We start from the raw sequence: 14,773 nt of genomic DNA on the forward strand, positions 1-14,773 counted from the left end.
AAAAATATGCGAATTATTATATTTGTTCGTTATCCAAAAGAGACGAATTAATTAGCATATTATATGAGCGAAGAAGCTAAGAAACATAATTATTCAGCCGACAGTATTCAGGCGCTGGAGGGGATGGAACATGTGCGCATGAGACCCTCCATGTATATTGGTGATACGGGCGTGAGAGGTTTGCATCACCTGGTGTATGAAGTTGTTGATAACTCTATCGATGAAGCCCTTGCAGGACATTGTGATTCTATAAAAGTTACTATTAATGAAGATAACTCCATTACCGTAGAGGATAATGGTAGGGGAATTCCTATAGACCTTCATAAAAAGGAAGGTGTTTCTGCCCTGGAAGTAGTAATGACGAAAATTGGTGCGGGAGGTAAATTTGATAAGGATTCCTATAAGGTTTCAGGAGGTCTCCATGGTGTTGGTGTGAGCTGTGTGAATGCGCTTTCTACACATCTGAAGGCTACGGTTTACCGTGATAATCAGATATGGGAGCAGGAATATGAGATAGGGAAACCTTTATACCCTGTTAAGCCGGTTGGAGAGACCGATCTAAGTGGTACAGTAGTTACTTTTAAGCCTGATCCGAGTATCTTCCAGCAAACCCTGGAATATAGTTATGATACTCTTGCGAGCAGGATGCGGGAACTGGCATTTTTGAACAGGGGTATTTCAATTTACTTAACCGATAAGAGAAGAACTGAGGATGACGGTGAGTTTGTGCATGAGAAATTCTATTCTGAAGAAGGTTTAAAGGAATTTATAAGATTCCTTGATGGAAACAGGGAGCCTATCATCGCTGATGTTATCTCGATGGAAGGTGAGAAAAATGATATTCCTGTTGAGGTGGCAATGGTTTATAATACTTCTTTTAATGAGAACCTTCACTCTTATGTGAACAATATCAATACCCATGAAGGAGGTACTCATCTTTCAGGGTTCAGAAGAGGTCTTACCACCACCCTTAAGAAATATGCGGATGCTTCAGGATTACTTGATAAGGTGAAATTTGAGATTACCGGAGATGATTTCCGGGAAGGACTTACGGCAATTATTTCAGTAAAGGTTGCTGAACCTCAATTTGAAGGTCAGACCAAAACAAAACTTGGTAACAGGGAAGTGACTTCCGCAGTTTCTCAGGCAGTTTCTGAGATGCTGGAGAATTATCTTGAAGAGAATCCGAACGATGCCAAGACCATCGTTCAAAAAGTTATACTCGCTGCGCAGGCTAGAAATGCTGCGAAAAAAGCCCGTGAAATGGTTCAGCGTAAAACCGCCATGAGTGTTGGTGGCCTTCCTGGGAAATTATCAGATTGCTCCGAGCAGGATCCTACTCAATGTGAGGTCTTCCTTGTAGAGGGGGACTCGGCAGGCGGAACTGCCAAACAGGGGCGTGATCGTAAATTTCAGGCTATCCTTCCGTTGAGAGGTAAGATCCTGAACGTTGAAAAGGCGATGTCGCACAAGGTGTTTGATAATGAAGAGATCAAGAATATCTATACTGCTCTTGGGGTTACCATTGGTACCGAAGAGGATAGTAAAGCTCTGAATCTTGAAAAATTACGTTACCATAAGATTGTGATTATGTGTGATGCCGATGTGGATGGTAGTCATATTGAAACTCTTATTTTGACGTTCTTCTTCCGTTATATGAGGGAATTGATCGAGAATGGTCATATTTATATCGCAACTCCACCTCTTTATCTTGTTAAGAAAGGAAGTAAGAAGCGTTATGCCTGGAATGAAAAAGAGCGCGATGAAATCGCGGCCGAATATAGCGGAGGTGTTCAGATACAGCGTTATAAAGGTCTTGGGGAGATGAATGCTGAGCAATTATGGGATACGACCATGGATCCTGAATATCGTAAATTAAGACAGGTGAATATTGATAATGGTGGAGAAGCTGATAGGATCTTCTCTATGCTGATGGGAGATGAGGTTCCTCCAAGAAGGGAGTTCATCGAGAAGAATGCGAAATATGCCAATATCGATGCATAATTAAAAGCAACATAATTATTAGAAAAAGACCCACACCAAATAAGTGTGGGTTTTTTACGTTCCAATAAATACTGAGAATTTTATTTTAGTATTTTTATCTCAACTAAATCCAAATCATTGTGAAGAACTTCAAAATTTTTATTTTACCTGCCTTTATATTTTCTGTGTCAAATATGTTAGGGCAAGTACCCCCAGAGGGTCAGGAAATAGTGGATGATTTATTGCATATTGCGAAGGGATTTGCAACTCCGGCGTCAGAAAGTACAGCGTATCAGGGCACAGCAGGCTGGTTTACCTCAGCAAGAGCTCTTGATGAATGGGATGTAGATGTGTCAGTTCATGGCAACGGTCTGTTCGTTCCAAGTAGTAAAAAGGAGTTCACAATTAATGCTGGAGTCTTTAAAAATTTGAGTATAAATGAAGGGGTGGCTTCAGCTGTTGTACCTACTGCCTTTGGAGGTGATTCGGAAGTGGTGTTTAATGGAAGTTTTCAGGGAAATGATTTTTCTTTTGAAGCTATTCAGGGTGTTGATAAAGGAGCTTTGATATATCCGTTTGCTCAGGTTTCCGTAGGACTGCCTTTTGATACTGAGATCGGTGTCCGGCTTTTGCCTGAATTGGAGGTTGATGGATCTAAGTTCAGTACATATGGAATAGGCTTAAAACATAATTTTAGTCAGTATTTTAGATTTAATAATGAAGAAGATCTTCAGTTAGCTGGTATACTATCCTATAATATATTTGATGTTAAATATGAGTTTGAGCAGATCAGCGTTCCGAATCTCGTGAATCTGAATCTTATTGATGTGAGTGCCGGGGTATGGATGGCTGAAGTTATGGCATCGAAAAAATATGAGAATTTCGAGATTTTTGGAGCTTTAGGAGTTGCTCAGTCAGATTTTGAATATGAATTTGGAGGTACCGGGGTGGCCTTACCTTTTGTTAATTCTCAAATGGCTACTCTAAACGATAAAGAGGCGCAATTCAAAGGAGATATAGGTTTTAATCTTTATTTCGATAGATTTAAGATCAGCACTATGGCTACTGCGGGAAAATTTGTAAACCTGAATTTGGGGCTTCATTTCATTCTTTAGAGAAGAGCCTATTTAATCCTTACTTATTATTATTACTGCCTCATTATTTGTAATTTCGCAATCAGTACTAATAGAAATTAAATAATAATCTAATATGAAAGTTACCATAGTAGGAGCGGGTGCCGTTGGTGCCAGCTGCGCTGAATATGTTGCCATCAAAAATTTTGCCTCTGAAGTAGTTCTTCTTGATATCAAGGAAGGTTACGCTGAAGGTAAAGCCATGGATCTTATGCAAACGGCTACTCTTAACGGCTTCGATACCAAAATTACAGGAAGTACGAATGATTACTCTAAAACTGCAAATTCTGATATCGCGGTTATTACAAGTGGTATTCCGCGTAAACCTGGGATGACCCGTGAGGAACTCATTGGGATTAATGCCGGGATCGTAAAGGAGGTTTCTTCAAACCTTATCAAGCATTCTCCTAACGTTACTCTCATAGTAGTGAGTAACCCTATGGATACCATGACCTATTTAGTGCATAAAACTACCGGTCTTCCTAAGAATAAGATTATCGGAATGGGTGGTGCTTTGGATAGTGCCCGTTTTAAATACAGACTGAGTGAGGCTCTTGAATGCCCTCCTTCAGATGTAGATGGGATGGTTATCGGCGGCCATAGTGATACCGGAATGGTGCCACTAACCAGATTAGCCACAAGAAACAGTGTTCCTGTGAAAGCATTCCTTTCGGAAGAAAGACTGAACCAGGTTTCAGAAGACACAAAAGTTGGTGGAGCAACGCTTACCAAGCTTCTTGGAACCAGTGCGTGGTATGCTCCGGGTGCTGCGGTATCTGGATTAGTTCAGGCTATTGCATGTGACCAGAAAAAGATGTTCCCTTGTTCAGCTCTTTTAGAAGGTGAATATGGATTGAACGATATCTGTATTGGAGTGCCGGCCATTCTTGGAAAGGACGGCCTTGAGAAAATTGTGGAATTACAACTGGATGATGCAGAGAAAGCTAAGATGAAAGAGAGTGCCGAAGGTGTGAAAAAAACCAACGGTTTGCTTGACGTTTAGTTTTTTTAAAAAATACCAGTCATCATACATTGAAAAGCCACAGTTTTTGTGGCTTTTTTAATGTAGTTAAAAGTTAAAATTATCCAAAAAAAAATATTGGGATTTGAATTATGAAGTCCTATATTTGTCCGTTTTTAAAATAGACCTATAATCAATAATTTGAGGAATAATGCAGAATAAAGGACTGATTAAAGTTTTTGCAATTTTATTTGGGCTGGTATGTCTTTATCAGCTGTCTTTCACGTTTATAACCAATAATGTTGAAGATGAAGCTGAGGAATTTGCGGTTCAGAGAATAGGGGAAGATGTAGAAGATTATTCGAGACTGCGTGATGAGGCCGAGGCCAGGTACCTGGATTCTATCGGGAATGAAGAGGTGATCGCAGGGATAACCTATAATAATGCAAAAGATAAAGAGCTGAATAAAGGTCTTGATCTTAAAGGAGGAATTAATGTGATTCTCCAGATATCGGTCAAGGATATCTTAAGCGGTCTTGCGAATGATTCTAAAGATCCGGCTTTTAGAAAGGCTATAGCTGAAGCCGATGCCGCCCAGACTGATAGTCAGGAAAACTATGTAGATCTTTTCTTTGAAGCCTTCAATAATATCCCGAATGCTCAACTGGCATCTCCCGATATTTTTGCAAATAAGACACTAAGTGACGAGATCAACTTCAACATGACAAATGAAGAGGTTGAACCGATCATTAGAAGAAAGATTGATGAGTCTATTACTTCTGCTTTTGAAGTATTAAGAAAACGTATCGATAAGTTTGGGGTTACTCAACCAAATATTCAACGTTTAGGAAATTCAGGAAGAATTCTTGTTGAACTTCCTGGAGCTAAAGATATCAGTAGGGTTAAGAACCTTTTACAGAGTACGGCTCAGTTGGAATTCTGGCACGTTTATAAGAGTAATGAATTAGGAAACTTCCTTGTTCAGGCTAATAACAGACTTGCCGAAATGCAACGTTCAGAAGAAGCTGCTTCAGAAGAAGAGGTAGACACAACCGAAACTTCCGGAGATAGTGAAATTGATGAGCTTTTAGCAGATGCAGAAGATACTACACAGGTAGAGACAGGAAATAATCCTATTTTCGATCTAATCGTCTCTCCGGGTTATCAGGGAGGTCCTGTACTGGCTACTTTTAAAGTTCAGGATACTGCAAAGGTGATGGATTACATTACCAGACCTCAGATCCGTTCTTTACTTCCTTCAGAATTAAGATATGCCAAATTCGTTTGGGGTGTTCCGGATGAAGATACACAAACTTCTGCATTATATGCTTTGAAAGGTAACCGTAATATGGAGCCTCCACTTAGCGGAAGTGTGATTACAGATGCTCAGCAAACCTATGATCAGCTTGGGCGTATTGCTGTGAGCATGCAGATGGATGGAACCGGAGCGAAGATCTGGGAAGATATGACAGAGAAGGCGTATAATGAACAAAGCCAGATCGCGATCGTTCTTGATAATATCGTTTATTCTGCACCAGGAGTATCCAGTGGTCCTATCTCGGGAGGTAGAAGCGAGATTACAGGAGATTTCAGTATTACTGAAGGTCAGGATTTGGCCAATGTTTTAAGAGCAGGTAAGCTTCCTGCTTCCGCAGATATTATTCAGAGTGAAGTAGTTGGACCTTCTCTAGGTCAGGAAGCTATCGATAGCGGTATCAATTCTTTCGTTATAGCTCTTATACTGGTACTTATCTGGATGATATTCTATTATGGTAAGGCGGGTATCTTTGCAGATATCGCCCTTGTTGTAAATATTCTTTTCATCTTCGGAATTCTTGCCGGACTTGGTGCAGTACTTACGCTGCCTGGTATTGCGGGTATCGTGCTTACCATAGGTATGTCCGTTGATGCGAACGTTCTTATCTTTGAAAGGATCAAGGAAGAACTTGCGAAAGGCAAGATTCAAAGAGACGCGATTAAAGATGGTTTCAATAATGCATTATCGTCAATTCTTGATGCGAATATCACTACCGGGCTTACAGGTCTTATACTTTTTGTTCTTGGTACAGGTCCTATTAAAGGATTTGCCACTACATTATTGATTGGTATTGCTACCTCTCTATTTACAGCAATATTTATAACCAGATTGTTTATTGACGGGTACGGAAAGAAAGGTAAATCACTTGATTTCTCTACATCAATCACGAAGAACCTGTTCACAAATATGAATATCGACTTCCTGAAGAAAAGGAAAGTTGCTTATATAGTTTCAGGATTATTTATCGTGATCAGCCTTGGATCCTTGTTTACTCAAGGTCTTAACGAAGGTGTTGACTTCGTTGGAGGTAGAACTTATACTGTTAGATTTGCCGATGATGTTAATCCAACAGATGTTCAGAGCGATCTTGTTGCTACATTTGGTAGTGCTGAAGCTAAGACTTTTGGGCCTGATAATCAGCTAAAGATCACTACTAAATATAAAGTAGATGAAGAAGGAGCTGAAGTTGATGAAGAGATTCAGCAGTCGCTTTTCGAATCCCTTAAACCTTATTTGCCTGCGGAAATTACGTATAACGAATTTGTTGATGGTTCAGATGATAAAACTGTAGGAATCATGCAGTCTATGAAAGTAGGTGCTACTATCGCAGATGATATTAAGAATGCTTCTTTCTGGGCAGTTCTTGGATCATTGATCGTGGTATTCCTTTATATCCTGTTGCGTTTCCGTAAATGGCAATTTAGTTTAGGTGCTGTTGCCGCGGTATTCCATGATGTTCTTGTAGTGCTTGGAATCTTCTCACTGCTTTATAAAGTAATGCCATTTAACATGGAGATAGATCAGGCATTTATTGCGGCTATCCTAACGGTGATTGGTTACTCACTGAACGATACGGTGGTTGTATTTGACCGTATCAGGGAATATGTGAATGAACATACCTCATGGTCGTTTGATAAGATTGTAAATTCTGCACTTAACAGTACAATAAGCAGAACAGTGAACACCTCGCTTACTACGCTTGTGGTTTTGCTTGCTATCTTCATCTTTGGAGGGGAGAGCATCAGAGGATTCATGTTTGCACTTATAGTAGGTGTGATTGTAGGTACTTATTCTTCCTTATTCATCGCTACCCCGGTAATGTTTGATAGTGTGAAGAAGAAATCTTCAATCGAAAAGAAAAAGAAACCTCAGACTGAAGAAGCTGCTACGGCTTAATCTCAGTTAGATAATTATAATTGAAAAAGGCTTTCCAGATGGAAAGCCTTTTTTATTTTTCGATAGATAAAGAAATTTATTCTTCGGACTCCGTTCGGTAAAAACTAAACTTATCACCTTTCTCTAAAGTCCACTCATTAGAAAGTCCTGCATTTACCTCAAGTACAAATTGGGCAGGAAGTTCAGAAGAGAGTGTATTTTCACTTCTGGGGGTCGCATTAGCCTGTATACTTACCAGACTGCTATCTGCATCATAATAGATGATATCCAGAGGGAAATAGGTGTTTTTCATGTAGAAATTTCTCACTTTCTCGTCCCGGTAGATAAAAAGCATGCCCTGGGAATTTTCCATTGCTTCGCGGTACATAAGACCTGTCTCATGCTCATAATCACTTTCAGCCAATTCTATATCCAGTTTATTAATTGTGTCTCCTGTAGATCTTATTAGATAAAGCTCACCTTCCTTTTTAAAAGATATAGGTTCTGTTTCAATTGACTTTACCTTGTCCTCTTCTTCTTTGCAAGCGGTAAAAGAAATGCATAGAAGGAGGGACAATGATGCTAGACTTATGATCTGCCTTTTCATACGGTTCTCCTTTTGGAAGGTCTGTACATAAAATAAAGTCCGGCCAGAACAAAAGGTACGCTTAACCATTGTCCGGTATTTAATAACCAGGTGGCTCTTTCTTCAACCTGTGGTTCTTTGATGAACTCAACGAAAAACCGAACTGTCCATAACAGGACTAAAAACAGACCGAATATATAGCCCAATTTGAAGCGTTTTTCTGTCTTCCAGTAAATGAACCATAATATGAGGAATATAGCCAGATAACAGGCCGATTCATATAACTGGGCAGGGTGACGAGGGAAGTCCTCTCCAAGCTTTTCGAAAATAACCCCATAGTCGGAACCAGTTGGTTTTCCTATGATCTCGGAATTGATAAAATTCCCGATCCTTACAAAGATAGCGCCACTGGCCACAGGTATAACTATGCGGTCCAGGATCCATAGTACGGGTTTATTTAGGATGCGTTTTGAATAAAGATACATGGCTACAATAATACCTATTGCAGCCCCGTGACTGGCAAGTCCTCTGAATCCTGTGAATTCGAATTCGGGTTCAAATCTTACCGGCAGGAAAATCTCAAGAAGGTGATTTTGAAAATACTCCCAGTCATAGAAAATCACATGACCTAGTCGTGCTCCTACAAGAGTCGCGATGACGGTATAAATAAATAAGGAATCCAGCTTTTCGATCTCTATTCCTTCCCGTGTATAAATACTTTTCATAATATACCAGCCAAGACCAAAGGCGATTAAGAACATGAGGCTGTAATAGTGTATGGTGAGAATTCCCAGATCCAGTCCTTCCGACGGATTCCAGCGAATGGCATTTATAAGCATGTTGAATGTTTTGTTTAGGCGTAAATATACATATTTGCCTATTCTTTAGGCAGATTTGGTATCCGATTTTCCCGGTACCGGGTCATAACCGCATCCTCCCCATGGATTGCACCGGGCTATTCTTTTTATACCCAGCCATGTCCCTTTGAATGGGCCATGAATTTTTATGGCTTCGATCATATAAGTGGAACAGGTGGGCTCATACCTGCATGAAGCAGGCGTGAGGGGGGAAATGAACTTCTTGTAGAACTGAACTGTGCCGGTTAATATTTTACTTAAGCTTCGGTTCAGCATAACAGAATTGTCATTTAACGGAGTAGGTGGTTCCTTCTTTCCCGTCCTTCAATTGAATACCCAGATCTAGCAACTGGTCTCTTATCTGATCGCTTAAAGCAAAGTTTTTATTGTTCCGGGCTTCAGTCCTCAGTTTTATTAGTAGCTCTATCGTTCCGGCAAGTTTGTTCTCATCATTTTCATTTTCTGAGGCAGCGTCAGCCAGACCAAGGATGTCAAACATAAAAGAATTCATACTTTCCTTAAGTTCCTCTTTGTCTTTTTCTGAAATATGAAGAGTGCCTTCCTTGATGTTATTGATTGTTTTAACAGCATCGAAGAGTTTCGCTATGAGGATAGGACTGTTAAAATCATCGTTCATTGCATCATAGCAGGACTGTTTCCATTCATTCAGATCAAAACCGGTTTTTTCGGAAACAGGTAGTTCATCAATGGAATGATAAGCGTCCATAAGTCGATTGAATCCTTTTTCACTTCCAAGTAAGGCTTCGCTCGAAAAATCAAGGATACTACGGTAATGTGCCTGCAGAATAAAGAATCTAACCACATTGGGAGAAAAGGCTTTTGTAAGTATATCATTCTCGCCGGTGAAGATCTGTTCTGGAAGGATAAAATTACCGGTGCTTTTAGCCATTTTCTTACCATTAAGGGTAAGCATGTTAGCATGGAGCCAGTAGTTTACAGGAGATTTGCCTGTAGCAGCTTCTCCCTGGGCAATTTCACATTCATGATGTGGAAATTTGAGGTCCATACCTCCTCCGTGAATATCGAATTCTTCTCCAAGATATTTTGTGCTCATCACCGTACATTCCAGGTGCCATCCCGGAAAACCGTCACTCCATGGTGAAGGCCAGCGCATAATATGTTGCGGTTCCGCTTTCTTCCAGAGGGCAAAATCCTGAGGGTTTCGTTTGTCACTCTGGGCTGTAAGCTCCCGGGTGTTTGCTATCATGTCCTCAATAGCCCTTCCGCTAAGCTTTCCATAAGAGTGGTCCTTGTTAAACTTCAATACATCAAAATATACCGATCCGTTAGCTTCATAGGCATATCCATTTTCCAGAATGGTTTTGATGATCTCTATTTGCTCAACGATATGACCGGTGGCAGTGGGTTCAATGCTTGGAGGAAGGTTGTTGAATTTCTGAAGTATATTATGGAAATCTACCGTGTATTTTTGCACAACTTCCATGGGTTCTATCTGTTCCAGCCTCGCTTTCTTCGCGATCCTGTCCTCCCCGCTGTCGGCATCATTTTCCAGGTGTCCGGCATCGGTAATATTTCTTACATAACGAACTTTATATCCAAGGTGTTTAAGGTACCTGAAAACCAGGTCAAATGAAATGAATGTACGGCAGTTTCCCAGATGTACATTGCTGTATACGGTTGGGCCGCAGACATACATTCCCACATGTCCTTCATTGATCGGGGTGAAAACTTCTTTTTCACCCGTCATGGAATTATAAAGTTTCAGGCTTTGTTCCTGGTATAGCGCCATGTAAGTAAAGTATTTTGAATTATTAGAACGAAGTGTCTAATTTAATATAATCGAGAAATTCTCTTCTAATTTCTTTTTGTTTAAAGGCTCCGCCAAATTCACTGGTAACCGTGCTGCTCTCAATATCGCGAATTCCACGACTGTTCACGCATAGATGTTTCGCGTCTATCACACAGGCAACATCCAGGGTGCCCAGTACGTTCTGAAGTTCGTGCACTATTTGCATGGTCATCCTTTCCTGTACCTGGGGCCTTTTTGCATAATAATCTACGATCCTGTTCATCTTGGAAAGACCTACAACGGTCCCATTGGAAATATAGGCTACATGGGCTTTTCCCACTATTGGGAGTAAGTGGTGCTCACAGGTGGAGTAAACAGTGATATTCTTCTCTACCAGCATCTCCCCGTATTTATATTTGTTTTCAAAGGTGGAGGCTTTTGGCTTTCTTTTTGGATGAAGACCTGAAAATACCTCGCTTACAAACATTTTGGCGACCCTTTGGGGAGTGCCTTTCAAGCTATCGTCAGTAAGGTCGAGTCCGAGAGTTTCCATTATATGTCTCACATCTTCCTTAATAAGATCAATCTTCTCACTGTCGCTAAGTTCGAAAGCATCTTCTCTTAATGGTGTCTTGGCACTGCTAGCGGCATGGGCATCACCCATCTCTTCTATTTCATTCAATATCTTATCTACTTTCATGCTTTTTTGCAATAATAGTCGGTTTAAACCGTATTGGCTTGCAAAGATACATATTTATAAGGTTTTAGCAGAACCTAAAATCAATATGGCAATAAGCCAGATATGTTTTATATTTCATAATTTGCATAGATTTATCTAGGAAAATCTTAATGAAGGTACTTCACACGCTAATTATGAGCCTGCTTTTAAGTTGGTTTACCATAAATTCAATTTATGGACAGGGAGCATTTTGTGCAGATATTGAACCTTTTTGTGCTGGAACCGAAAGACTTACCTTTCCTAATTCCAATGAGACTAACAGTAACCAAATAAGTGGAGAAGAAGGCCCTGATTATGGTTGTCTGGAAGAGCAGTTCTATCCATCATGGTTCTTTTTACAGGTAGAGGAGGATGGTGATCTTATTTTCAGGATCTCCCAGTTTCAAAATGAAGATGGAAGTGGTGCTGCTCTGGATGTAGATTTCGTTGTTTGGGGTCCATTTGAGCGGGGGGAAGAGTTTTGTAATGCGAACTCTTTGAGTGCAGCAAATCGGGTAGACTGTAGTTATCTCGCGAATGCCGTAGAGACTATGACCATTCCCGGTGCGTTGGCTAATGATATATATGTGGTGGTCATCACAAATTTTCAGATGAAACCAGGCTTTATAAGTCTGGAGCAGACGAATACCAATGGTGGTTCAACAGATTGTTCAATCCTGGATAGTGACCTGGGCGATTTTATAGCTGTTTGTGGAGAGGATGAATATATTCTGGATGGAACCACAGATGAAGCTGAGATCTATGAGTGGTATGTTTTTGATGAGAATGCTTCGCAATATGAACAAATCCCGGGAGAAGATGGGCCATTTTTAACTGTGACGGAGTCTGGTGATTACCGATTAGTGGTAAAAGACCTGGTTGGGGAGAGTAGCGATCAGGATGATGTTACGATAACTTTTTATGAGGAGACCAAAATCGGGGAGGTGTCAGGGCTTTCTCTCTGTACCGAAGACACGCAGGTTATAGATCTTACCGAAACTGCACAGCAATTAATAGCTCCTAATGGGAATCCAGCCGATTATAGAGTTCTTTATTTTAAGAGTGCAGAGGATGCTGAGAATAATGAGCCTGTCGTTCAGCCTTCTACATATCCCTTTCAAGTTGGTGCATTGGTATATGCCAGGGTAGAACATATAGAAAGCGGGTGCCTGTCTGATATTGAGGATTTTGAGCTTAAAACTTTTGATTTTCCTGAATACCAGCTGCCTGAAACTACCATTTTTTGTATAGAAGGAAATGCTGATCTTACTGGTCCAGTTAGCCTGGGTATTGATCTTGGTCCTGATTACACCTACGAATGGAGTGATGGAACTAATGTGATTGGTACAGATGCCATTCTTAGTCTGAATAATTTTCCTATAACAGGATTAATCAGTCTAAAAGTAAGTCACCCTTCTTCTGGCTGTGAAAGGGATTTTAACACCATTCCCGTCCAAGTTTCAAGTGCGGAATCTGTGTCTATTTCAATTTCCGGCTCCGATTTTGGAGAGGGGTATAGGGTTACAGCAAATACTGAGGGTGTGATCGGGGAAGAATATGCTGGTTTTGAATACAGGCTGGACAATGCTAACTGGCAGGAAGCGAGTGTGTTTGATCAGGTTCCTCCCGGAAGCCATACGATTACGGTGCGCGAGATCAATGGTTGTGGTGAAACTACTAGTGAAAGTTTTTTTCTGGTGGGATATCCTCGGTTTTTTACTCCTAATTCCGATGGGTATAACGACACATGGAATCTGATAAGCAATAATGAAATTAGAATACAAAAACTGTATGTTTTTGATCGCTATGGCAAGCTTATTAGTCAGTTGGATCCGCGCACAGGAAAAGGATGGGACGGAACCTATAATGGGAAAGATCTACCGTCTGATGACTACTGGTTTAAAGTGGAGTTTATAGATCAAAAGACAGGTGAAAATCAGGTGTACATGTCAAATTTCACCCTGAAAAGATAAGACTGTCTAAAAAGAGATCCGGATGGCTATCGAGACAAATCTTCGATTTTTTAGACAGTCTTAAGTTTATTAATCCTATAATCCGAAACTTACTGAAAGTACCACCCGGGAAAGGTCGCGGTCAAAATTTATTGGGTCGGTAAGTCCGGTGTTTAAAATTGGCATATTTTCTTCGTAGTTCGCCATGCTGTAGGCCAGATCAATATTCACACTTCCAAAATTATAGCCTAAACCACCGGTATATCCAGTAAGGTCGCCTCCACGGCTACTGTTTTCAAACGGGCTTTCCTCAAATCTATAGCCAGCTCTAAGACTGAAATTGGAAATTCTGTATTCTCCCCCGATCTTATAGGTGGAGGCGGCCTTCATATTCTCAGAGATGCTGGCGTTTAAATTTTGAAAATCCGGATCACTTTCTGGCTTGAATTTCATGTTTGAGTAATACTTTCTGCCGTAATCAAAACTTATTAGTCCTTGTTTTCCGAAGAGATAAGCAATACTTCCTGTTAATTTAGAAGGGGTTTGAAGTCGGTATTCTGGATAAACATTTATAATGTTAGGAACAACGCTCACGAACTCGTCCAAAGAGCTGTTCGTTTCAAGATATTGTGTGGTTTCTTCTCTGATGTCGTACCATACAGGAGAATCATAGGTGAGTCCAAGACGGAGATTTTCATTTATTTTCGCTATTCCTCCCAGTTGGAAAGAGAATCCATCTCCATTCGTGCTTAGGTTATTTCCAAAGTAAACCTCAGTGGTTTCGCTGCCAGCGTTATTGTTAAATTCGCTAAGTTCAGTTGAATTCTCGTAATTGATGAAATGTGTATTTAGATTTAATCCCAGGTAGAGGAAATCCTTGTACTGGGTAGCTACATTAAAAGTAAGCTTACCATTGAGTCCTGTAGCCGCATAGTTATATCGCTGGTCAAAATTTCCGGGTCCAATGAGAGAAAAATAATCGGTATTTGCAGGGTCATCAGTTTCTGCTTCTATAATATATCCCTGGTAACCCAGGAATGCCTGCTGCACAGGGAATCCGTAATTTTCTCCTAAAAAAGAATATAGGTCCGAGATACTTTCATCATCTCTAAGTTGCAGAAGATCCAGATCAATGCCGTTGGCATAATCAAGGAAATACTGGTCTATAGAATTTGACGAGGTCCCTCTTACAACATAATTTTCATCATAAATAGAAGTGGAATTGTAGTTAATTCCCAGGGAAAATTTTTTCCAGTCACTATCTCCATTGCTTGTGAAAACAAAAACTCCTCCAATATTACCCAGGTCGAATTCGGAGTTTTCGCTTACTGAAGTTCCATTGTGGTACCTTATATTATTATCCATACTTCTGTATCCTAAACTGATAGAAGCATTGCTGGAAAGAAAAACAGCCGAAGAGGCGGGGTTAAGTGATATAGCAGAAAGATCTCCACCCAGAGCGCCAAATGCCCCACTCATCCCTACGAATCTCGCGGTTCCTGATAGTTCACCCGAAGAATACCGGTAGGCGTCCTTGAGGTCCTGTGCGTGAATAGAACCTATAGCCGTAAAAATTACTAATAGTGATAATATTCTTTTCATGTTCAATTGATTTTCGT

The 14,773-nt window shown here is 40.4% G+C and carries 11 protein-coding genes; 5 read left to right on the top strand and 6 right to left on the bottom strand.

Annotation, left to right across the window (positions count from 1 at the left end; genetic code table 11):
- Positions 1 to 63: 63 nt before the first annotated feature.
- The 4 genes from gyrB (at position 64) to secDF (ending at position 7,291) form a co-directional block, all read left to right on the top strand.
- Positions 64 to 2,004 carry a DNA topoisomerase (ATP-hydrolyzing) subunit B gene (gene gyrB / locus EZJ28_RS11125; protein ID WP_131397837.1) on the top strand — a complete coding sequence of 647 codons (1,941 nt, stop codon included), beginning with the start codon at positions 64 to 66 and terminating at the stop codon, positions 2,002 to 2,004.
- A gap of 119 nt (positions 2,005 to 2,123) precedes the next feature.
- Entirely contained in the window at positions 2,124 to 3,098 is a 975-nt protein-coding gene (locus EZJ28_RS11130; protein WP_347562593.1) for a DUF6588 family protein, read from the top strand.
- A gap of 94 nt (positions 3,099 to 3,192) precedes the next feature.
- Positions 3,193 to 4,119, top strand: a complete 927-nt coding sequence (gene mdh, locus EZJ28_RS11135; protein ID WP_131397841.1) for a malate dehydrogenase — start codon at positions 3,193 to 3,195, stop codon at positions 4,117 to 4,119.
- A gap of 169 nt (positions 4,120 to 4,288) precedes the next feature.
- Positions 4,289 to 7,291 carry a protein translocase subunit SecDF gene (gene secDF, locus EZJ28_RS11140; RefSeq protein WP_131397843.1) on the top strand — a complete coding sequence of 1,001 codons (3,003 nt, stop codon included), beginning with the start codon at positions 4,289 to 4,291 and terminating at the stop codon, positions 7,289 to 7,291.
- A 76-nt stretch (positions 7,292 to 7,367) separates the two neighbouring features.
- On the opposite strand, the gene EZJ28_RS11145 is transcribed toward secDF, so the two are convergent.
- From EZJ28_RS11145 to folE, 5 genes are read right to left on the bottom strand one after another with little or no spacing between them, the layout of a single operon-like run.
- The gene (locus EZJ28_RS11145) at positions 7,368 to 7,877 is read right to left on the bottom strand and encodes a DUF192 domain-containing protein (protein WP_131397845.1); all 510 of its coding nucleotides are present in this window, start codon (positions 7,875 to 7,877) and stop codon (positions 7,368 to 7,370) included.
- Entirely contained in the window at positions 7,874 to 8,695 is an 822-nt protein-coding gene (gene lgt, locus EZJ28_RS11150; RefSeq protein ID WP_131397847.1) for a prolipoprotein diacylglyceryl transferase, read from the bottom strand. The genes EZJ28_RS11145 and lgt overlap by 4 nt, the downstream gene beginning before the upstream one ends.
- Before the next feature lie 45 nt (positions 8,696 to 8,740).
- Positions 8,741 to 8,989 (bottom strand): membrane protein insertion efficiency factor YidD, encoded by a 249-nt coding sequence (gene yidD, locus EZJ28_RS11155; RefSeq protein WP_131397849.1) that lies wholly within the window; start codon positions 8,987 to 8,989, stop codon positions 8,741 to 8,743.
- A 10-nt stretch (positions 8,990 to 8,999) separates the two neighbouring features.
- Complete coding sequence (gene cysS / locus EZJ28_RS11160) at positions 9,000 to 10,484, bottom strand: cysteine--tRNA ligase (RefSeq protein ID WP_131397851.1); 1,485 nt, start codon at positions 10,482 to 10,484, stop codon at positions 9,000 to 9,002.
- A gap of 22 nt (positions 10,485 to 10,506) precedes the next feature.
- Positions 10,507 to 11,184: a GTP cyclohydrolase I FolE gene (folE, locus tag EZJ28_RS11165; protein WP_131397853.1), complete on the bottom strand. Its 678-nt coding sequence runs from the start codon at positions 11,182 to 11,184 to the stop codon at positions 10,507 to 10,509.
- A gap of 149 nt (positions 11,185 to 11,333) precedes the next feature.
- On the opposite strand from folE, the gene EZJ28_RS11170 reads away from it, so the two are divergent.
- Entirely contained in the window at positions 11,334 to 13,175 is a 1,842-nt protein-coding gene (locus EZJ28_RS11170; protein WP_131397855.1) for a T9SS type B sorting domain-containing protein, read from the top strand.
- A gap of 75 nt (positions 13,176 to 13,250) precedes the next feature.
- On the opposite strand, the gene EZJ28_RS11175 is transcribed toward EZJ28_RS11170, so the two are convergent.
- The gene (locus tag EZJ28_RS11175) at positions 13,251 to 14,756 is read right to left on the bottom strand and encodes an OmpP1/FadL family transporter (RefSeq protein WP_131397857.1); all 1,506 of its coding nucleotides are present in this window, start codon (positions 14,754 to 14,756) and stop codon (positions 13,251 to 13,253) included.
- Positions 14,757 to 14,773: the final 17 nt, after the last annotated feature.

The organism is Gramella sp. KN1008, from assembly GCF_004332155.1.
Taxonomy (GTDB): domain Bacteria; phylum Bacteroidota; class Bacteroidia; order Flavobacteriales; family Flavobacteriaceae; genus Christiangramia.